Raw genomic sequence first — 20,385 nt, 5'->3', positions numbered from 1 at the left:
CCGTTACCGAGCAACTACGCCGCGCAGTCGAAGTCATCGCCGATGACAGTGAAGAAGATTCAGGCGCTGTTGCCGTAAAACGAAGCGATGGTGCAGTTCGCGGTCACGGCGGAAAGCCTCGTCATGAAAACACGCTCCGCGCGCTGAAAATGCTCTGATTGTGCGACGCAGCAACTGCCGGCCGAGCTAGCCGACGGCAGATGGTCGCGCAACCAAAAGGGCAAACCAGCGCAAAGCAGTGCAGCAAGCGATTGATGCAAATCAACCTTCCGCGCTGGAATAAACCAAATCGCCTGGATCGGCTTGGCAAGTACGGCGTTCATCAATATAGGTCGCCGGACCGATGCCGGAAGGCTATAATTCAGGGTCACCGCGACAGAGCGCGTCAAGCGACATGCGCGCGATTCGAGTAACGCGGGTTCGAGGAGGACTTTCTTCGTGCAAGAGACGGGTCTACGCAACGGTGCCTTCGGCGCCGACAAATTCGGCTTAAAAAATCTCAAGACGGTGCACTGGAATCTCGGCGCGCCGCAGCTTTATCAACATTCACTCACGGCCGGCGAGGCCGTGTTGTCGGCCGACGGCGCGCTCTGCGCGGACACCGGTGAATTCACCGGCCGCAGTCCCAAGGACAAGTTCACGGTGCGTGATGCGACCACCGACAAGAACATGTGGTGGGCCGGCAACCAGTCGATCACCTCGGAGCAGTTTGCCGCGCTCTATGCCGACTTCCTCAAGCATGCCGAGGGCATGACGCTGTATGCGCAGGATCTTTACGGCGGCGCCGATCCGAGCTTCCAGATCAAGACGCGCGTCTTCACCGAACTTGCCTGGCACTCGCTGTTCATCCGAACGCTCTTGATCCGCCCCGAGGCTCAAGCGCTGAAGGATTTCGTGCCTGAACTCACCATCATCGACCTGCCGAGCTTCCGCGCCGACCCCAAACGTCACGGCGTGCGCTCGGAGAACGTCGTCGCGATCGATTTCGCCCGCAAGATCGTCCTGATCGGCGGGTCTTATTATGCCGGCGAGATGAAGAAGTCGGTCTTCACCACGCTGAACTATTATCTGCCCGCCAAGGGCGTGCTGCCGATGCACTGCTCCGCCAATGTCGGCCCCAAGGGTGACACCGCGATCTTCTTCGGCCTGTCCGGTACCGGAAAGACCACGCTGTCGGCCGATCCCAACCGCACGCTGATCGGCGACGACGAGCATGGCTGGGGCAGCGACGGCGTCTTCAACTTCGAAGGCGGCTGCTACGCCAAGTGCATCAAGCTGTCGAAGGAAGCCGAGCCGCAGATCTTCGCCGCCAGCAGCCGCTTCGGCGCCGTGCTCGAGAACGTGGTGCTCGACGAGAGCACCCGCGTACCCGATTTCGACGACGGCTCGAAGACCGAAAACACCCGTTCGGCCTACCCGCTCGATTTCATCCCGAACGCTTCGCGCAGCGGCCGCGCCGGCCAGCCGAAAAACGTCGTGATGCTGGCCGCCGACGCGTTCGGCGTATTGCCCCCGATTGCAAAACTCTCGCCGGCGCAGGCGATGTATCATTTCCTGTCCGGCTATACCGCCAAGGTCGCCGGCACCGAGCGCGGTCTCGGCAATGAGCCGCAGCCGGAATTCTCCACCTGCTTCGGCTCGCCGTTCCTGCCGCTCGACCCGTCCGTCTACGGCAACATGCTGCGCGAGCTGATCGCCAAGCACAACGTCGATTGCTGGTTGGTCAACACCGGCTGGACCGGCGGCAAATACGGCACCGGCAGCCGGATGCCGATCAAGGTGACGCGCGCGCTGCTGACCGCAGCGCTGGACGGTTCGTTGCGCAATGTCGAATTCCGGACCGACAAATATTTCGGTTTTGCGGTGCCGACCGCGCTGCCGGGCGTGCCCAGCGAGATTCTCAATCCGGTCAACACCTGGAAGGACAAGGCCGAGTTCGACAAGACCGCGCGCGCACTGGTCGGCATGTTCCAGAAGAACTTTGCCAAGTTCGAAGCCCAGGTCGACGCCGAAGTTCGCGCTGCCGCGCCGGATTTGAAGCTCGCGGCCGAGTAAGGCTCAAACGCAGGCAACTGCTCCAAAGGGCGGCTTCATGGGCCGCCCTTTTTGCTTTTCCGACGAATTTGGCTGTTGTCCGGAAAGACCGCGTTGCTGGGCGTGCGACGATCGGTGATCTGCAGGCCGAACAGGCTGCTGATCAACTCGACCGCGACGCGCGCGGTGCGGCCGCGTTCGTCCAGGAACGGGTTGAGCTCGACGATGTCGACTGATCGCACCAGACCGGAATCGTGCAGCAACTCCATGATGAGATGCGCTTCGCGATAGGTCGCGCCACCCGGTACCGTGGTGCCGACGCCGGGAGCGACCGCTGGATCGAGAAAATCGACGTCGAAGCTTAAATGCAGCACCCCGTTGCTCGCCCTGACGCGCTCGATCACGCGCCGGATCAGGACGGCGACGCCGAACTCGTCGATGGCGCGCATGTCAGCGATGGCGACGCGGCGGTCGAACACCAGTTTCTTCTCCAGCGGATCGATCGAGCGGATGCCGAACAGATCGAGCCGCTCGGGACCGATCGAGGCGCGGGGCACGTCGCCGAGCAGGCCCTCGAGACCGTCCTCGCCGCAGAGAAAGGCCGCCGACATGCCGTGCATGTTGCCGGTCTCGCTCGTCTGCGGCGTGTTGTAATCGGCATGCGCATCGAGCCACAGCACGAACAACGGCCGGCCCTGTTCCTGCCAGTGCCGCGCGACGCCGTTCACCGAGCCCATCGAGAGCGAGTGATCGCCGCCCATGAAGATCGGAACGGCGCCGGATTGCGCGAGCAAATACGAGCGCTCGCTGAGCGCGCGGATCCAGGTTTTGATCACGTCGTAATATTTGGCATTCGCCGGCGGCGGCCCCTCGGCGGGAGCAATGGCCGGGGTCAGCATATCGCCATGGTCTTCGACGACAAAACCGAGTTGATCGAGGATGCGGCCGATGCCTGCGGTGCGCAGCGCCGCCGGTCCCATCAGCGTGCCGGCCTGCGAGGCGCCGATCTCGAGGGGGACACCGAGCAGGGCGATGCGGGGAGCATTGGCGTCGGACATGCAGGCAGCCTCGATCAAATTGTAGGGTGGGCAAAGCGAAGCGTGCCCACCATTCAATGCAATGATTGGATCGATGGTGGGCACGGCGCAAGTGCGCCTTTGCCCACCCTACAAGAAAGCCGATCCGCCGATGCTCCGCTCACGCCTTGAAATAGGCGATTTGCGTCGTGGTTGCGAGGAGGCGTCCCGACGGCGACCATAATTCGCCGTGCTGGTCGCCATAACTCCTGTGGAAAGTTCTGGCGTCCGCCACCGCCAATACCCGCGTGATATCCTCGGCCGCGAGATCGTCCGACGCGGTATGGAAATACGTCGTCAGCGATACCGTGCCGAACGGGACCAGTTCCCGCCGCGCCAGAAATACCCGTCCGAAGAACGCATCCGACATCGACATCAGCGACAGCATGTCGACCTTCCGCGGTATGCGGTCGCCGATCCACTGTTTGGAGAACGCATCGAGCGGTGCCGTGGCAGGCGATCCGTACAAACTCGGCTCACCCTCGACGAAGCGGAAATCATACTGGTGCGTCCAGGTCATCGGCGTGTTCGGAAACGAACGTGCCTGCTCGAACGGCGTGGCGCCCGGAAATTTTGCCTGCTGGTGCGACCAGGACGGACGGCGCTCGGCGAACACGGCGGTAGCCAGCGTCGCGACATCGCCGCCGCCTTGCGTCATCTCCACGCACCAATGCTGGCTCGAACGGTTGGCCTTGACCAGGCGGACGTCGAGATCGAAGCCGCCTTCGGCGATCGGCGCGCAGAAATTCACCGTGACCGACAACGGATCGCCTGCGCGCTGCGGATGCTCCATCAGCGCGCGCAGGATGGTGGCGGCTGTGCAGCCGCCGAACGGGCCGACAAAGGCCCAGTAATCCGGGCTGGTCTTGCCCTGCCAGCAACTGTCACCGGCGGTGACTCGCGTCGCGTCGTCGAAGAGGTGTGGGGCTTTGGTCAGCATTCCATATTTTCCGTCATTGCGAGGAGCCAACGGGTCGCGCGAATGCGCGCCCGATGACAGGCTCCGCGGAGTATCGCTGCTATTCAGTCGAATTCAATGACGTCTGAGGTAATGATTCCGTGCCCCGGGATTTATCGCGTCGCCCCGCGTTGCGCCTCCGGCTCCGGCACGGCCGACGCCGCCTGCACCGGCACGTTCCAGATCTCCTCGGCATATTCGCGGATGGTGCGGTCCGAGGAGAACCACGGCATCCGCGCCACGTTGAGGATCGAGGCGCGGGTCCAGGCCGGCACCACCTGCCAGCGCGCGTCGATGCCGCGCTGCGCCGTGTAGTAGGAATCGAAATCGGCCGAGACCATGTAGTGGTCGAGATAGCGCAGAGCGTGGCCGATCGAGGCGAAACGGGCGCGATCGTCGGGCGAGAACGCGCCGCTCTCGATTGCGGTAATGGCGCGCGCCAGCCGCGGCGAGCGGCTGATCACATCGGTCGCATCCAGGCCCTGCTTACGCCGGACCATGACGTCGCCGGCCTCCATGCCGAAGATCGCGATATTCTCCGCGCCGACATGGTCGCGGATTTCGATGTTGGCGCCGTCGAGCGTGCCGATCGTCAGCGCGCCGTTTAGCGCCAGCTTCATGTTACCGGTACCGGAGGCTTCCATGCCGGCGGTCGAAATCTGTTCGGATAGATCGGCGGCCGGAATGATCACTTCGGCGAGGCTGACATTGTAGTCGGCGAGAAAGACGACCTTCAGCCTTCCTGCGACGTCAGGGTCGTTGTTGACGACTTCGGCGACATCGTTGATCAGCTTGATGATCAGCTTGGCGTAGCGATAGCTCGCCGCCGCCTTGCCGGCGAAGATTTTTACGCGCGGCACCCAGTCGCGCTGCGGCTCGTCCTTGATCGCCTGGTACAGCGCAGTGGTCTCGACGACATTGAGCAATTGCCGCTTGTACTCGTGGATGCGCTTGATCTGGATATCGAACAAGGCCGACGGATCGATCTTGACGCCAAGGCGCTCGTTGATGACCCGCGCCAGCGCCACCTTGTTGTGATGCTTGACCTCGCGAAAGCGCTGCTGGAACGCGTTGTCGCTGGCGTGGGCCTCGAGGCGCTCGAACAGCGAGAAGTCGTCGAGCACGGCCTCGCCGCAGACCTCGCGCATAAGCCCGGTGAGCTTCGGATTGGCCAGCATCAGCCAGCGGCGGAAGGTGATGCCGTTGGTCTTGTTGGTGATGCGGCCCGGATAGAGATGATTGAGATCGTGGAACACGGTCTCCTTCATCAGGTCCGAGTGCATTGCCGACACGCCGTTGATGCGGTGCGAGCCGACGAAGGCGAGCTGCCCCATCCGCACGCGACGTCCGGACTTCTCGTCGATCAGCGACACCGACGCACGATACTCGATGTCGCCGGGGCAGCGCTGATCGGCCAGTGCCAGATGCGCAGCGTTGATGCGGTAGATAATTTCGAGATGCCGCGGCAGCAGCCGCTCGAACAGTTCGACCGGCCAGGTCTCCAGCGCTTCCGGCAGCAGGGTGTGATTGGTGTAGGAAAATGTCGCCACCGTGATCTTCCACGCCTCGTCCCAGCGGAAATTGTGCAGATCGACCAGGATGCGCATCAGCTCGGTGACGGCGAGGCTCGGATGGGTGTCGTTGAGCTGCACCGCGGCCTTCATCGCCAAGCTGCGCAACTGCCCGTCCGAGGCGAGGTGCCGCTTGACCAGGTCCTGCAGCGAGGCCGAGACGAAGAAGTATTCCTGCCGTAGCCGCAGCTCGCGCCCCGCGGGGCTCTCGTCGTTCGGGTAGAGGAATTTGCAGATTGATTCCGCGCGCGCTTCCTCGGCGACGGCGCCGAGGTAGTCGCCGGTGTTGAAGACGTCGAGCCGCAAGGGATCGGGCGAGCGCGCCGACCATAGCCGCAGCGCGTTGACATGCTGGCCGCGCCAGCCCACGATCGGCGTGTCATAGGCGACGGCCTGCACGGTTTCCGCCGGCCGCCACGTCGCGCGGTCGCGCCCGTGGTCGTCGACGTGATCAACAAAGCCGCCGAAATGAACGTGATAGACCACCTCCGCCCGCAGGAATTCCCAGGGGTTGCCGAAGCTCAGCCATTCGTCGGGATATTCCTGCTGCCAGCCTTGCGAAATGATCTGGCGGAACAGGCCGAAATCGTAGCGAATGCCGTAGCCGATAGCGGGAACGGCCAGCGTCGCCATGCTTTCCATGAAGCACGCCGCAAGCCGTCCGAGACCGCCATTGCCGAGCGCGGCATCCGGCTCGCATTTGCGCAAATCATCCAGGCCGACGCCGAGATCGCCGAGCGCCGCCTCGAACACCGGCAAGAGGCCCATATTGTTCAGCGCGTCGGTGAACAGCCGGCCGATCAGGAATTCGAGCGAGAGGTAATAGACCCGCTTGCTGCCGGCATCGTAGCTTTCCTTCTCGGCCGTCAGCCAGCGGTGCACGATGCGGTCGCGCAGCGCCAGCGCCGCGGCCTTGTACCAGTCGCGACGCGTCGCCATGCCGGCGTCCTTGCCGATCGCAAGGCGCAGCTTGGCGAGGATGGCGCCCTTGATCTCGGCCAGCGCGAGTTCGTCGACCGGCTGGCCAAGTGCCGGATAGTTCCCTGCGATTTGTTCCTGCAACACGTCGATCCCTGCATTGAAACTCACAACATAGGCGTCTTGTCCGGTAACCGAAACGCCGGAGAACGCCGGAGTATGTTGTGCACTGCGCTGGTATGAATTTATGCAAAGACCGGGCCGATTTCGCGGCACCGGCAGCCGGCTTTTGGTGTTATAATTCAATACCAAAGTACAGGGATCGCTAGGCTAGGTGGCTAGATGCCGATTGGGGTCCAAGGAATCGCGTGCCAGCAAAACGGGGAGGGCCTGTCATGAGATTGACGATCGAGATCGCGGCCACCGCGTTATTGATAGTCTGCATCAGCGCCACTAGCGCCGCCTTTGCCGCGGGCAAGACCGGCAGAAGTGCCGACGGGCTGAGCTGCTCATTCAGCGTCGCAAAGGGCGCTTCACCAGAGGCGCGTTGTGCCGCGATCAAGCGGCAATGCGGCGGAAAATTCTACGCCAATTATTGCGGCGACAAACTGTTGTCGGCGATGTGAAGGATTGAGTTGCCGATGGTTCATCCCATTGCGCGATCTCAAGGCTCGCTTTCCTCGGCAAGCGCGGGATAGCGGAGATAGAGCTTCTGCGGCAGCTCGATCGCGTCGGCCGCTTCCAGCAACAGCATCCGAATCTGGCGGGTTCGCGCCCCATCCATGATTCTCGAGCCTTGCGGCAACCGGATAGGCGAAATTTCGGCCCAGAGCTAGAACAAATTAAGAACATCTTAGCAAGCCTTTGATATATCATTGTGATTCGGCACGTCGCCGACACAACATATAGGCCCATCCGAGTTTGCGAGGACTACATGTCCACCATCGCTTTCGATCAGTTCGCTCTCACCCGCATCGCCGATTTCGCGCGCTCGTTGTCGCGCCTGCACCAGGCCTCGCGCCGCCAACTCGTCGACGACGACGCGATCGACCGCGAGTTCAACGCGGTCTGCATGTCGGTGTGGGGTTACACCACGGACGATTTCAGCGACGAACTGTTTTCGATCGAGGATCACGCCTTTCTCGATTCGCTGGATGAGGCGCAGGCGCGGATTTTTGCCGCCGAGCAAGGCTACGATCTCGTCGACGACCAGGGCATGCTGACGGACTGGTGGGGCTATTGCTGGATGATTCTGGCCGAGAAGCGCGGCCTGCTGACGCCGGAAAATCGCGCCGCGGCACGCGCGGCGATCGAGGAAAAATACCTGTCGGCGCCGAACGTGATTGGCGTCATCGTGGGGCGGTAGTGCTGGCGTCAGCTATGTGAATGCTGCGAGGCCGGGCCCACGCTACTTTGCATGGGGTTGTTTTCGTAATTTTGTGTTTGGGCCCTGCGGCGTACTGCGGGTGCACTATCGCGCTTCCGCCCGCTTCGCCGCTTTCGACGCGGCCGTCTTCGGGATCGAGGCGGTCGGCAGTTCGTCGTCGCGCCGTGCTTCGGGCAGCGGCGCGGTGCCCGCGACCATCTCGGCGCTGACTGGCGCGACCTTCATTTCGCCGAGCCGGGCGCGGACATCTGCTGTGAGGCCGGGATAGGAGGCGACTGGCGTGAACTCCGCCGTGTGGTCGGCGCCAAGACGCACGCCGGTATAGGCCACCAGCCCATCGGTGGTGGCGACGACGTCGCCGGAGCGCAGCGAGGTATCGAGCGTGAGATCGACCGGCGCAAGCCCGGACGGGCTTCGGCCGTTGCAGGTGCAGTCGGCGCTCAGCGCCTTGCGATAGGCGTAGGCGTTCTCGCTGTCGGCATAACGCTCGCCGTTACTGGCGGTCGCATGATCGATGTTGGTGCCGTAAAACACCTTGGTGACGCTGGCCGGGCAGAACGCCTGGCAGGTCTGCACCGGCGAGGCGGTGCCGCGCATGGTCAGCGGAAAATACTTGCCGTCGCAGCTTCGCACGCAAAACGCTGGCCCGGAGCCCGCCACGCGCGGGGCCGGGGCGGGCGCCGATGGCTGCTGATTGAGGCCGAACGGATCGGCGAAGAAATTGGCTTGCGGTGACGCTTGCCGCGTCTGCTGCTTCTGCGCGCCGCCGAACAGGAAATCGAACAGGCCTTCGGCGGAAACGCTGCCGGGCGCGAGCAGGAGAGCGCCCGAAACGATCGCTGCGGCAACAAACGTCGCGCGGCGCCGCACGCGCGAAAAAGCCAACTCTGTACGCAACGTCAACTCCACCCAACGTAACAAACGCGCTGAAGCGCGACGGCTTCAGTTCCGGTAACCTTAACGGCGGATGGTAAATGAGTGATGAGCGGGACGGGGGAAGACCTATTCACCCCTTCAAAAATTCGCCCGCTTTGTACAGCGAACGAAACTCGAGCCCTGCCTCGGCAAAGGCTTCGGTCGCGCCTTCCTCGCGGTCGACCATCGTAAGCACCAGCACGATCTCGCCGCCGGCTTCGCGCACGGCCTCGACCGCCTTCAATGCCGAGCCGCCGGTGGTGGTGACGTCCTCTACGATCACGATGCGCTTGCCCTGCAGGGTCTCCCCCTTGGCAAGGCCCTCCACAGCGAGACGCGCGCCATGCTCCTTTGGCTTCTTGCGCACGAAAAACGCCGCTATCGGGTGCCCCTTCAGCCAGGAGAGCTGCGCGATCGCGCCCGCCAGTGGGACGGCGCCCATCTCCAGCCCGCCGACGAAATCGAGATTGTCGTCCTTCAGCGCCTCATAGGTCAGTTCAGCCAACAGCGCCGCACCTTCGGGGTCGAGCATGGTCGGCTTGAGGTTGAAGTAGAAGTCGCTCTTGCGGCCTGAGGCCAGCGTGATCTCGCCGCGGCCGAACGAGCGCTTGCGGATGATCTCGGCGAGGCGGGCGCGGGAGGCTGATTTGGACAAGACGGTTTCCCCGAAGGTTTCAGGCGGGGCGCAATCTATCGGCGCTGCGGGGCAGATTCCAGCGCCGATCCGACGCCGTCAACAGGGCACCATGTCGGCATCCGCGAAAGCGGATGGCCCCGTATTCCGCGGCGGCGGTTGTAACGCCCGGAAGTTCCGGGGTACTGGATACCGCGCTTTCCGCGGGGATGACAAAAAATGACAATCGAACTGCACACCTGGAACACGCCGAACGGCCGCAAGATCTCGGTTGCGCTGGAGGAAATGGGGCTGCCCTACAAGGTGATCCCGATCAACATCACCAAGGGCGAGCAGATGGCGCCCGCCTTTCTCAAGCTCAGCCCGAACAACAAGATCCCGGCGATCGTCGATCCCGACGGCCCCGGCGGCAAGCCGGTCAGTATCTTCGAATCCGGTGCGATCCTGCTTTATCTCGGCGAGAAGACCGGCAAGTTCCTGCCCAGGCCGCTGGCCGAGCGTATCCCGGTCTATGAATGGCTGATGTGGCAGATGGGCGGATTTGGGCCGATGCCGGGCCAGGTGCACCATTTCATCGCGCTGGAGAACGAGACCGACCGCGCCTACGGCCTCAAGCGCTTCATGGCCGAGACGCGCCGGCTCTACGGCGTCCTCGACCGTCGGCTGGAGGGCCGGGAGTTCGTCGCCGATGCCTTGTCGGTCGCCGACTTCGCCATCCTGGGCTGGGCCTGGCGCCACCCACGTCACAAGGTGGAGCTGAAGGATTTTCCGAACGTCGAGCGCTGGTACAACGCCATGATGGCGCGCCCGGCGACCAAGCGCGGCATGGAAGCCAAGCTGGATTGATACTCGCTGTCCCGACCCACCGCTACGCCAAGGCTTCGCCGAGGCTTTCACAATGCTGGCTCGCCGAAGCTTTAGCGGAGGCGGCAAGCCGGCGATGACAACGGTGGGTTGGAGATAGCGGAGTCTTACGCCCTTTTCGCCTCGAACGCCATCTTCACCGCAAGCCCCGCCAGCACCGTTCCCATCAGCCAGCGCTGCAGCAACAGCCACGTCGGCCGCGAGCCGAGAAACATTGCGATCGATCCGGCAGCGAGCGCGATCATTGCATTGACGGAAACGCTGATCACGATCTGGATCGCGCCGAGCGCCAGCGACTGCGTCAGTACGCTGCCGACCGCGGGATCGATGAACTGCGGCAACAGTGCCAGGTACAGCATCGCGATCTTTGGATTGAGCAGATTGGTGATGAAGCCCATCGCAAACAATTTCCGCGGGCCGTCGACTTGCAGCTTTTTCACCTGAAACGGCGAGCGCCCGTTGGGCTTCAGCGCCTGCCACGCCAGCCACAACAGATAAGCGGCGCCCGCGAAGCGCAACGCGTCGTAAGCATAGGGCACTGCGAACAACAGCGCGGTGATCCCGAACGCCGCGCACAGCATGTAGAACACAAAGCCGAGTGCGACGCCACCCAGCGAGACGATGCCGGCTGCCGGCCCTTGCGTGATCGAGCGCGAGATCAGGTAGATCATGTTCGGCCCCGGCGTCAGCACCATGCCGAGCGAGACCAGGGCGAAGCCGAGCAGCGTGGGGAGATGAGGCATGGCAGACTCGCGGCGAGGAATGCGCACGTTTCTAGCGCGCAGTGCGCGGCGATGTCATTTCGTATATTGCTCCGAGGACATTTCTGTGAAGCCGCATCGGCAGTGCGCTCCCTCTCCCGCGTGCGGGGGAGGGCTGGGGTGGGGGTGCTGCCGCATAAGAGGCATCAGAATTCGCGGAGAGACCCCCNCCCNCCGCGCTTACGCGCGTCGACCTCCCCCGCAAGCGGGAGAGGTAAAGCTAATGCGCCTCGTCCCAATTATTCGCCGCCCGCGCATCCACCTGCAGCGGCACCGAGAGCACGACCGCCGGGAACGGCGCGTCCTGCATGACGCGCTGCACCACCGGCAGCGTCGCCGCCACTTCGTCGTCGGGCACCTCGAAGATCAGCTCGTCATGCACTTGCAACAGCATCTGCGCCGATAGCTTCTTCTCCGCCAGCGCGTCCTCCATCCGGATCATGGCGCGGCGGATGATGTCGGCGGCGGTGCCTTGCAGGCGCGCATTGATTGCGGCGCGCTCGTTGAAGGAGCGGATCGAGGCGTTGGAGGCCTTGATGTCGGGGTAATGGCATTTCCGCCCGAACAGGGTCAGCACATAACCATTGGTGCGACAGAAATCCCGTGTCTCGTCCATGTAAGCGCGGATGCCCGGGAAGCGCTCAAAATACTTCTTGATGTAGGCGGAGGCTTCCTCGCGGGCGATGCCGAGCTGGTTGGCGAGGCCGAATGCCGAGATGCCGTAGATGATACCGAAATTGATCGCTTTCGCGCGCCGCCGCACTTCGCCCGGCATGTCCTTGATCGGCACGCCGAACATTTCGGAGGCGGTCATGGCGTGAATGTCGAGCCCGTCGCGGAACGCCTGCTTCAAAACGGGGATGTCCGCAATCTCGGCTAGCAGCCGCAATTCGATCTGCGAATAATCCGCCGACACCAGCTTGTGGCCCGGCGTTGCAATAAAGGCGCGGCGGATCTTGCGGCCGTCCTCGGTGCGAACCGGAATGTTCTGCAGGTTCGGCTCGTTCGACGACAGCCGCCCCGTGGTGGTCGCGGCCAGCGCATACGTCGTGTGCACGCGGTGGGTCTGCGGATGCACGTAATTCGGCAGCGCGTCAGTATAGGTCGATTTTAGTTTCGAGACCTGCCGCCACTCCAGAATTTTCTTCGGGAATTCATGACCCTGCTCGGCGAGCTCGTCGAGAATCTGCGCCGAGGTCGACCACGCCCCGGTCTTGGTCTTCGTACCGCCGGGGATGCCCATCTTGCCGAAGATGATGTCGCCGATCTGCTTGGGGCTACCGACATTGATCGGCTCGCCGGCGATCTCTTGCAACTCGGCCTCGACGCGCGCTGCGGTCTGGGCGAAATCACCCGACAGCCGCGACAGCACCTGGCGGTCAATCGAAATGCCGCGCCGCTCCATCCGCGCCAGCACGGTGGCCAGCGGCCGCTCCAGGGTCTCGTAGACCGTCATCATGTGCTCCGCGGCGAGCCGTGGTCTGAGCACGCGGTGCAGCCGCAGGATTACGTCGGCGCTTTCGGCTGAATAGACGGCCGCCTTGTCGATCGCGACCTGATCGAAGGTCAGCTTGTTCTTGCCGTTGCCGATTAGCTCGCTTTCGCTCGTGACGGCATGGCCAAACCAACGTTCGGCGAGCGACCCCAGCGCATGTGAATTGCGTCCGGCGTCGAGCGCGTACGACATCAATTGCGCGTCGTCGACGTTGCGCAGGGTGACGCCGTGCTGCGCCAGCATCACGGCGCTGAACTTGATATCGAAGCCGATCTTGAGAATGCCCTGTGATTCCAACAGCGGCTGCAGCCCCGCCAGCGCCTCGGCAGCCGTGATCTGGTCCGGCGCGAGGCCGGCGTCGAACAGGCCGGCGCCGCCGCCGGATTGCTTGTGCGTGAGTGGAATATAGCAGGCGTCGTTTGGCGCCAGCGCCAGCGCAATGCCGCAGATGTCGGCCTGCATTGGATCGTCCGAGCTCGCCTTGGCGACGATCGCAAACGTGCCGGCGTCATAGGCCCGCGCAACCCAGGCATTGAGCTCATCGATCGTGCGGATGGTCTGGTACTTGGTCCGATCGACCGGCAGTTTTCGCGCGGTTTCCGCGCGGACCGCGGCCAGCGATATCGGCGTACCCTTGTGGCTCGCCGCCTTGTCCTGCTTGTCGCCGCCGGTCTTGCCCGGCGAGGTGCCAGCTTTGCCGGCGGGAGGACTATCCAACGTCGCGCCTTCATAGCCCTCCGGCTTCTTGCCCGATGGCGGCACCGCGAAGACACTGGCGCCGCTCTTGTTGCCGGCATCCGGCTCGATATCGGCGGGGTCTACTTGCGAATATTCAGCGACGCGGCGGGTAAGGGTGGAGAATTCCATCGCTTTTAGGAAGGCGATCAGCTTGCGCGCATCCGGCTCGTGCACGGCAAGGTCGTCGAGCGGCACTTCGAGATCGACCTTGTCGTCGAGCAGCACCAGTTGCCGCGAGATCCGCGCCTTCTCGGCGTTCTCGAGCAGAGCCTCGCGCCGTTTCGGCTGCTTGATCTCACCGGCGCGCTGCAGCAGCGTTTCCAGGTCGCCATATTCGACGATCAGTTGTGCTGCGGTCTTGACGCCGATGCCAGGAACGCCCGGCACGTTGTCGGTGGAATCGCCGGCCAACGCCTGCACCTCGACGACCTTTTCCGGCGGAACGCCGAATTTCTCGATCACCTCGGCGACCCCGAGGCGCCGGTCCTTCATGGTGTCGTACATGGTGACGCAGTCGGTCACGAGTTGCATCAGATCCTTGTCCGAGGACACGATGGTGGCGGTGGCGCCGCGCTCGCAGGCAATGCGGACATAGGTCGCGATCAGGTCGTCGGCCTCGAAGCCGACCTGTTCCAGGCAGGGCAGGTCGAACGCGCGCACCGCCTCGCGGATCAGCGCGAATTGCGGGATCAGATCGTCCGGCGCTGCTGTCCGGTGCGCCTTGTAATCGGGATAGAGCTTGTTGCGGAACGTGATCTCCGATTTATCGAACACGACCGCCAGATGCGTCGGCTTATTATCCTCGGGCATCTCGCGCAACAGCTTCCACAGCATATTGCAGAACCCGAGCACGGCATTGACCTGCAGCCCGTCGGATTTGCGGTTCAAGGGCGGCAGCGCGTGGTAGGCGCGGAAAATGTAGCCGGAACCGTCGACCAGGAACACATGGTCGCCCTTGGCAGGGGCTTTGGCGGGCGCCCTGGCAGGCGCTTTGGCGGGAGCGGGTTTCGCGGCGGCTTTGGGGGCTGATTTCGGCATGGCCGAAATTTAGGGATTTTTGCGCGGATTGACAGCCTCGAGGGGCGGTAATTTGGGATTGCCGCACAGCCAATTTTCGTCATCCCTGCGTGCGCAGGGACGACGATAGAGATTACTCCGCCGGCTGCAGCGCCGGCGCGGCCTTTTTCGGCACGATCCAGAACGCGGCCGGGCGCTCGAACAGGAAGTTTGCCCGCAGCGCCACTGCCAGGCGCCAGATCACTACCGCCCCCGCGACGCCCGCAACCGTCACGATCAGCGAGACCAGCCCGATATCGGCGATCAGGCCGGTCTTCAAAAGCAGCGTTCGGGTCACCGCCATCGGCAGGAAGAAGGCGAGATAGATGACGATGGAATGCTCGCCGCAATAGCGCAGGAAATTCAGCCACTGCATGCGCTCCAGCAGCGTGCCCATGACGATGATGGCGCCGGCGCCCGCAAAGCCGAGCGCCAGCGACACGAGCGGCCATTCGTCAAAGCCGGATACGACCAGCGCGCCGTTGACGAGCGTCCACATCGCGACGCCCACGAGTGCGAGGGCCGGGCGCGCCCGCGCGCGGTCCGACAACGCGAACACGTAATTGGCAAACAGGTAGCCGGAATAGAAATAGACGAAACGCCCGCAGAACTCGTCGATCACGGTCCAGCCGGTCGTGATATGCGCCATCTCGAGCGCCGCGGCCGCGAGCCAGATCGCAAGCGGCGCGGCGCCACGCAACAGTTTTGTGACAACGAAGAACACCGGCAACAAATAAATGAACCACAGCGTGCCGAACGGCTCGATGAAGGATTCCAGATACATGAATCCGACATGCCGCCAACCCGATTCAGCGGCGAAGCCAGGAGCCTTGAAGCCGAACTGGATCGTCACCCACAGCACATAAAAATAAGCGAAGTGCAGGACCTTGCGATCGAGATAGGTGCGCCAGTCACGGTCGATGACAACGGCAAGAAACAGGCCCGAAATCAGGAAGAAATCCGGCATCCGGAACGGTTTTGCGAACATCACGAACGCATGCATGAAGCCGGTCTGGCCGGCCGCCGCTTCCACTCCCAGCACCGAATGCATCATCACCACCATGACGATGCAGATGCCCTTGGCGTAGTCCACCCAGTCGATGCGGGTGGAGCGTTCCGTGACGGCGGATGTACCGTTTGAAGTCATCGGTGTCCCTTTTCGGCGCGAGGCGGCCGCATCTTCGGCCCGATCCGTTGCTTTCTTCTTTATCCATACAAATCACATGCCGGGATCGGGCGCTTTTTCCGGTTTCCCCTTTGATGAAAAATGCTCTAAGACGCCTGCGAAATCGGGATTGGCGTTAACCATCAAATACGGATTGTTTTCATGCGAATCGCCATGATTGGCACGGGCTATGTGGGGCTGGTATCCGGCGCCTGCTTTGCCGATTTCGGCCACCAGGTCACCTGCGTGGACAAGGACGCCGGCAAGATCGAAGCCCTGCGCCGAGGAGAGATCCCGATTTTCGAGCCCGGGCTCGACGCGCTGGTGGCCTCCAATGTCAAGGCCAAGCGGCTGGATTTCACCACCGACCTGACCGCGCCGGTGGCGGAAGCGGACGCCGTGTTCATTGCGGTCGGAACGCCCTCGCGGCGTGGCGACGGCCATGCCGACCTCACTTACGTCTACAGCGCCGCGCGCGAGATTGCGGCGGTGCTGTCGGGCTTCACGGTGGTGGTAACCAAGTCGACCGTGCCGGTCGGCACTGGCGATGAGGTCGAGCGATTGATCCGCGAGGCCAATCCCACTGCCGACGTGGTGGTCGCCTCCAATCCGGAATTTTTGCGCGAGGGCGCCGCAATCCGCGACTTCAAATTCCCTGACCGTATCGTGGTCGGGACCGATGACGAACGCGGGCGCAAGGTGCTCGGCGACGTCTACCGGCCGCTGTCGCTCAACCAGGCGCCGTTGATGTTCACGGCGCGGCGCACCGCTGAACTGATCAAATACGCGGCCAACGCGTTCCTCGCCACCAAGATCACCTTCATCAACGAGATTGCCGATCTCTCGGAAAAAGTCGGCGCCGATGTGCAGCAAGTCGCGCGCGGCATCGGGCTCGACAACCGCATCGGCTCAAAATTCCTGCATGCCGGCCCGGGCTTCGGCGGCTCCTGCTTTCCGAAGGATACCCGCGCGCTGGTCAAGATCGCCCAGGACCATGACGTGCAACTGCGCATCGTCGAGGCCGTGCTCGGCGTCAATGACATTCGCAAGCGCGCGATGGCACGCAAGGTATCGAGCGCCGCCGGCAATCTGCGCGGCAAGACGGTGGCGGTGCTCGGCCTCACCTTCAAACCCGATACCGACGACATGCGCGAGGCGCCGTCGATTCCGCTCGTCACCGGCCTGCTCGACATGGGTGCGAAAGTGCGCGCGCACGATCCGGTCGGCATGGAGCAGGCGAAGAAGGAACTGCCCGAGATCGAATATTGCAGCGATCCTTACGAATGCGCGCGCGGCGCCGATGCGCTGGTGATCGTTACCGAGTGGGTCCAGTTCCGGGCGCTTGATCTGGAGCGCTTGAAGAATGAAATGGCGCAGCCTGTCGTGGTCGATCTGCGCAACATCTATCGCCCCGAGGACATGGCCGCGCAGGGCTTCACGTACGAGAGTGTCGGACGGGCGCCTGAGCCGAAGGTGTAGCCGCAACCATAGTTGTCATACCCCGCGCAGGCGCGGTATCCAGTACGCACGGTCTTCGTAGTCAGTAGCGGCTGCGTTTACTGGATCGCTCGCTTTCGCGGGTGATGACGGATGAGAGATATTGCCTCTTACCTTCGACACCCCTCTCCCGATCGACGCGGTGCTCGATGAGCTCGACCGCACGCTCGCGGCCAACAACACCGCGGTGTTAGTGGCGCCTCCCGGGGCCGGCAAAACCACGCGGGTGCCGCTGGCGCTGCTCGATGTGCCGTGGCTGAAGGACAAGAAGATCATCATGCTGGAGCCGCGGCGGATCGCGGCGCGGGCCAGCGTCGAACGAATGGCGCGTACGCTCGGCGAGCGGGCAGGGGAGACCGTCGGCTATCGCGTCCGCTTCGGCTCCAAGATCTCGCGCGCGACCCGGATCGAGGTGGTCACCGAGGGCATCTTTTCACGCCAGATTCTCGATGATCCCGAGTTGAACGGCGTTGCAGCTGTGCTGTTCGATGAATTTCACGAGCGGTCGCTCGATGCCGATCTGGGGCTCGCGCTCGCCCGCGATGCGCAGACCGGCCTGCGCGAGGACCTGCGCATCCTCGTGATGTCGGCGACACTCGACGGCGCAAGGGTCGGCAAGTTGCTCGGCGATGCACCAGTGATTGCCAGCGAAGGCCGCGCTTTTCCGGTGGAGACGCGTTATCTCGGCCGCAAGACGGACGCACCCATCGAGCGGCAGATGGCGGATGCGATCGCGACCGCGCTGCGCGCCGATCCCGGCTCGGTGCTGGCGTTTCTGCCGGGCGCCGCCGAAATCCGCCGCACGCAGAATTTTCTTGGTGAGCGGATTCATGATGCAAGCGTCGAGATCGTGCCGCTTTTTGGCGCGCTGGAGGCCACCGTGCAGGACCGCGCCATCGCGCCGGCACCGAAGGGGCAACGCAAGGTCGTGTTGGCGACTTCGATCGCCGAGACCTCGCTCACCATCGAGGGCGTCCGCATCGTCGTCGATTCCGGCCTGGCGCGGGTGCCGCGCTACGAGCCCGATATCGGCCTGACGCGGCTGGAGACCGTGCGCGCCTCGCGCGCCGCGGTCGACCAGCGCCGCGGCCGCGCCGGCCGCACCGAGCCCGGCGTGTGCTACCGGCTATGGGACGAGCCGCAAACGGCGTCGCTCGCCGCCTATACCCAGCCCGAAATTCTCTCGGCCGATCTATCTTCGCTGGTGCTCGACCTCGCGCAATGGGGCGTCCGCGATCCGGCGACGCTGGCGTTTCTCGATCCCCCGCCGGCGCCGGCGCTGAAGGAAGCGGACAGCCTGCTTCTCGAACTCGGCGCTCTCGATAGCGACGGCCGCATCACCGCAGAGGGCAAGAGCCTTCGGGCTCTGGCGCTGCCGCCGCGGCTGGCGCGCATGATCGTGGATTCGCACCGGCTAGGTGCCGGCGAAGAGGCCGCCGAAATCGCCGCGATCCTGACCGAGCGCGGCCTTGGCGGCGACAGTGTCGATCTCGATGTCAGGCTCGATCAGTTCCGCCGCGACCGCTCGCCGCGCGCCAGTAGCGCGCGCAGTCTTGCGCAGCGCTGGGCGCGGCAGGTGTCATCGAGCGAGCGTGCTCTTTCTTCTCCCTCCCCCCTTGCGGGGGAGGGCCGGGGAGAGGGGGCCACACGGGCAGTCTTTCCTGCGGCCACCCCCTTCCCCAGCCCCTCCCCGCAAGGGGGAGGGGAGCCCGCGCAGTCTCGCGTCCCTAACGCAGAACTCTCCACTGGCGTCATGCTCGCGCTTGCTTTTCCCGATCGCGTCGCCCGCAACCGCGGCAATGGCAGTTTCGTGCTCGCCAACGGCCGTGGTGCCGCCGTCGAGCAAGCCTCGTCGCTGGCGCGCGCGCCCTATATCGCGGTCGCCGAATTGACCGGCACCGCAGCCCAAGGACGCATTCTGCTGGCAGCACCGATCGCGCAAGGAGATATCGAATCGCATTTCGCCGATCAGATCGAAAGCACCGAAGAGATTTCGTTCGATCGCGGCGCGATGGCGCTGCGCGCGCGCCGCAAGCGGACGCTGCACGCAATTACGCTGTCGGAAGCGCCGATGGCGCTGTCGCCGTCGGCAGAGACCGCACGCATCTTCGCTACGGGCCTGGTCGCCGCCGGGCTCGATAAGCTGCCATGGTCGAAATCCCTGAAGCAATGGCGCGACCGCGTGATGTTTCTGCGCAAGGCGGAAGGCGAGAACTGGCCCGATCTGTCGGATGCAGCGCTGGTAGCCGAAGCCGAGAACTGGCTGGTGCCCGCGCTCTACGACAAGACCTCGCTGAAGGATTTTTCCCCCGGCGATCTCTCGGATGCGCTGATGACGCTGTTGCCATGGGAATTGCGCGCGCGACTGGAGCGCGAGGCGCCGACGCATTTCGAAGCTCCGACCGGCACCATGCTCGCGATCGACTACGAGGCCGAGCAGGGCCCGACCATTGCTGTGCGCCTGCAGGAGCTGTTCGGGCTCAACACCCATCCTTCGATCGCCAAAGGCAAGGTGCCGCTGGTTCTGGAATTGCTGTCCCCGGCGCAACGCCCGGTGCAGGTGACGCGCGACCTTCCAGGTTTTTGGCGCGGCAGCTATGCCGCGGTGCGTTCCGACCTCCGCGGCCGGTATCCCCGCCACCCCTGGCCGGAAGACCCGGCAAATGCGCTGCCGACCCGCCGGGTCAAGCCGCGCGGGACGTGAGAAAAATTAACTCCCTCTCCCCGCTCTTCGCGGGGAGAGGGTTGGGGTGAGGGGCTCCATCCGCGAATTCGGTAGATGACGTTTGCGCGGAGACGTCCTGCCTTGCCCCTCACCCGGAAACCTGGCTTTGCCAAGTTTCCGACCTCTCCCCGCAAAGAGCGCAGGGCTGTCCGGGGAAGATCAGCCATAGCAGAACTCCATCTGGTTTGGGGAGGTTGGAGGTTTGCGAATGCTGGGATTGATGGGTGGGGGCTTGTCGATGGTGGCGATGGATCGACGGGTGAACAGGAACTGGCTGACGAGTTCGGCCAGCCTGAGCGGCAGCATGGTGATGCAGTTGGCGTGCGCGGCCATGCGCAGCAGCAGGTAAGCGATCATCGCGGCGAGGACTTGCAGGCGGATCGCATTGTCGCTGGTGCCGAGGAACTTGCGGATGTCGAGGTGCTGCTTGATCCAGCGGAACAGCAGTTCGATTTGCCAACGGCTCTTGTAGAGGGCNGCGATCTCGACGGCCGTTCGGGTAAGATCGTTGGTCAGCAGCGTAATCGTGCCGCCTCTCTCGCGCCGGACCTTGATCCGCCGCAGTGGAATGGGCAGTCGGGAGTCACCCTT

Annotated in this window: 16 protein-coding genes; 6 read left to right on the top strand and 10 right to left on the bottom strand. The window is 63.6% G+C overall.

What is annotated here, in order from left to right; all coding sequences use genetic code 11:
* Nucleotides 1-59: 59 nt before the first annotated feature.
* A complete protein-coding gene (locus YUO_RS0132440) occupies nucleotides 60-323 on the bottom strand; it encodes a hypothetical protein (RefSeq protein ID WP_028350974.1) in 264 nt (87 codons plus the stop codon).
* 115 nt (nucleotides 324-438) lie between these two features.
* Here YUO_RS0132440 and YUO_RS0132435 point away from each other — a divergent pair, with 115 nt between their 5' ends.
* The gene (locus YUO_RS0132435) at nucleotides 439-2,055 is read left to right on the top strand and encodes a phosphoenolpyruvate carboxykinase (protein WP_028350973.1); all 1,617 of its coding nucleotides are present in this window, start codon (nucleotides 439-441) and stop codon (nucleotides 2,053-2,055) included.
* A gap of 35 nt (nucleotides 2,056-2,090) precedes the next feature.
* Here YUO_RS0132435 and rocF read toward each other — a convergent pair whose 3' ends face one another.
* From rocF to YUO_RS0132420, 3 genes are all read right to left on the bottom strand, one after another.
* Nucleotides 2,091-3,092, bottom strand: a complete 1,002-nt coding sequence (gene rocF / locus YUO_RS0132430) for an arginase (RefSeq protein ID WP_028350972.1) — start codon at nucleotides 3,090-3,092, stop codon at nucleotides 2,091-2,093.
* 139 nt (nucleotides 3,093-3,231) lie between these two features.
* Nucleotides 3,232-4,050 (bottom strand): acyl-CoA thioesterase, encoded by an 819-nt coding sequence (locus YUO_RS0132425; RefSeq protein ID WP_028350971.1) that lies wholly within the window; start codon nucleotides 4,048-4,050, stop codon nucleotides 3,232-3,234.
* Nucleotides 4,051-4,181: 131 nt separating this feature from the next.
* On the bottom strand, nucleotides 4,182-6,710 hold the full coding sequence (locus YUO_RS0132420; RefSeq protein ID WP_430649576.1) for a glycogen/starch/alpha-glucan phosphorylase: 2,529 nt from the start codon (nucleotides 6,708-6,710) through the stop codon (nucleotides 4,182-4,184).
* 242 nt (nucleotides 6,711-6,952) lie between these two features.
* On the opposite strand from YUO_RS0132420, the gene YUO_RS0132415 reads away from it, so the two are divergent.
* Nucleotides 6,953-7,183 (top strand): hypothetical protein, encoded by a 231-nt coding sequence (locus YUO_RS0132415; protein WP_028350969.1) that lies wholly within the window; start codon nucleotides 6,953-6,955, stop codon nucleotides 7,181-7,183.
* A gap of 308 nt (nucleotides 7,184-7,491) precedes the next feature.
* Nucleotides 7,492-7,923, top strand: a complete 432-nt coding sequence (locus YUO_RS0132405) for a hypothetical protein (RefSeq protein ID WP_028350968.1) — start codon at nucleotides 7,492-7,494, stop codon at nucleotides 7,921-7,923.
* A 105-nt stretch (nucleotides 7,924-8,028) separates the two neighbouring features.
* Here YUO_RS0132405 and YUO_RS0132400 read toward each other — a convergent pair whose 3' ends face one another.
* The gene (locus YUO_RS0132400; protein WP_028350967.1) at nucleotides 8,029-8,841 is read right to left on the bottom strand and encodes a DUF2865 domain-containing protein; all 813 of its coding nucleotides are present in this window, start codon (nucleotides 8,839-8,841) and stop codon (nucleotides 8,029-8,031) included.
* Nucleotides 8,842-8,950: 109 nt separating this feature from the next.
* On the bottom strand, nucleotides 8,951-9,514 hold the full coding sequence (gene pyrE / locus YUO_RS0132395) for an orotate phosphoribosyltransferase (protein ID WP_028350966.1): 564 nt from the start codon (nucleotides 9,512-9,514) through the stop codon (nucleotides 8,951-8,953).
* Between the two features lie 198 nt (nucleotides 9,515-9,712).
* On the opposite strand from pyrE, the gene YUO_RS0132390 reads away from it, so the two are divergent.
* Complete coding sequence (locus YUO_RS0132390) at nucleotides 9,713-10,339, top strand: glutathione S-transferase family protein (protein WP_028350965.1); 627 nt, start codon at nucleotides 9,713-9,715, stop codon at nucleotides 10,337-10,339.
* Nucleotides 10,340-10,464: 125 nt separating this feature from the next.
* Here the strand turns inward: YUO_RS0132390 and YUO_RS0132385 are convergent, their stop codons facing one another.
* From YUO_RS0132385 to YUO_RS0132375, 3 genes are all read right to left on the bottom strand, one after another.
* Nucleotides 10,465-11,100, bottom strand: coding sequence for a LysE family translocator (locus YUO_RS0132385; RefSeq protein ID WP_028350964.1), 636 nt, complete (start codon nucleotides 11,098-11,100; stop codon nucleotides 10,465-10,467).
* 238 nt (nucleotides 11,101-11,338) lie between these two features.
* A complete protein-coding gene (polA, locus tag YUO_RS0132380; RefSeq protein ID WP_028350963.1) occupies nucleotides 11,339-14,389 on the bottom strand; it encodes a DNA polymerase I in 3,051 nt (1,016 codons plus the stop codon).
* 112 nt (nucleotides 14,390-14,501) lie between these two features.
* Nucleotides 14,502-15,554 (bottom strand): acyltransferase family protein, encoded by a 1,053-nt coding sequence (locus tag YUO_RS0132375; protein ID WP_028350962.1) that lies wholly within the window; start codon nucleotides 15,552-15,554, stop codon nucleotides 14,502-14,504.
* A gap of 180 nt (nucleotides 15,555-15,734) precedes the next feature.
* On the opposite strand from YUO_RS0132375, the gene YUO_RS0132370 reads away from it, so the two are divergent.
* Together YUO_RS0132370 and hrpB are read left to right on the top strand one after the other, a co-directional pair.
* The gene (locus YUO_RS0132370; protein WP_028350961.1) at nucleotides 15,735-17,051 is read left to right on the top strand and encodes a UDP-glucose dehydrogenase family protein; all 1,317 of its coding nucleotides are present in this window, start codon (nucleotides 15,735-15,737) and stop codon (nucleotides 17,049-17,051) included.
* Nucleotides 17,052-17,172: 121 nt separating this feature from the next.
* Nucleotides 17,173-19,773: an ATP-dependent helicase HrpB gene (hrpB, locus tag YUO_RS0132365; protein ID WP_035728137.1), complete on the top strand. Its 2,601-nt coding sequence runs from the start codon at nucleotides 17,173-17,175 to the stop codon at nucleotides 19,771-19,773.
* Between the two features lie 180 nt (nucleotides 19,774-19,953).
* Here hrpB and YUO_RS0132360 read toward each other — a convergent pair.
* A partial coding sequence (locus tag YUO_RS0132360) for an IS4 family transposase (protein ID WP_028350959.1) occupies nucleotides 19,954-20,385 on the bottom strand: 432 nt, incomplete at its 5' end.

It is taken from the genome of Bradyrhizobium murdochi (assembly GCF_000472965.1).
Taxonomy (GTDB): Bacteria; Pseudomonadota; Alphaproteobacteria; order Rhizobiales; family Xanthobacteraceae; genus Bradyrhizobium; species Bradyrhizobium murdochi.
This window is presented reverse-complemented; position numbering and strand designations above follow the sequence as displayed.

Bases quoted from the DNA above. Each gene is read 5' to 3' on its own strand.
- YUO_RS0132440 (WP_028350974.1), bottom strand. From the start codon at position 323: ATGAACGCCGTACTTGCCAAGCCGATCCAGGCGATTTGGTTTATTCCA.
- rocF (WP_028350972.1), bottom strand. From the start codon at position 3,092: ATGTCCGACGCCAATGCTCCCCGCATCGCCCTGCTCGGTGTCCCCCTC.
- YUO_RS0132425 (WP_028350971.1), bottom strand. From the start codon at position 4,050: ATGCTGACCAAAGCCCCACACCTCTTCGACGACGCGACGCGAGTCACC.
- YUO_RS0132415 (WP_028350969.1), top strand. From the start codon at position 6,953: ATGAGATTGACGATCGAGATCGCGGCCACCGCGTTATTGATAGTCTGC.
- YUO_RS0132405 (WP_028350968.1), top strand. From the start codon at position 7,492: ATGTCCACCATCGCTTTCGATCAGTTCGCTCTCACCCGCATCGCCGAT.
- YUO_RS0132390 (WP_028350965.1), top strand. From the start codon at position 9,713: ATGACAATCGAACTGCACACCTGGAACACGCCGAACGGCCGCAAGATC.
- YUO_RS0132385 (WP_028350964.1), bottom strand. From the start codon at position 11,100: ATGCCTCATCTCCCCACGCTGCTCGGCTTCGCCCTGGTCTCGCTCGGC.
- polA (WP_028350963.1), bottom strand. From the start codon at position 14,389: ATGCCGAAATCAGCCCCCAAAGCCGCCGCGAAACCCGCTCCCGCCAAA.
- YUO_RS0132375 (WP_028350962.1), bottom strand. From the start codon at position 15,554: ATGACTTCAAACGGTACATCCGCCGTCACGGAACGCTCCACCCGCATC.
- YUO_RS0132370 (WP_028350961.1), top strand. From the start codon at position 15,735: ATGCGAATCGCCATGATTGGCACGGGCTATGTGGGGCTGGTATCCGGC.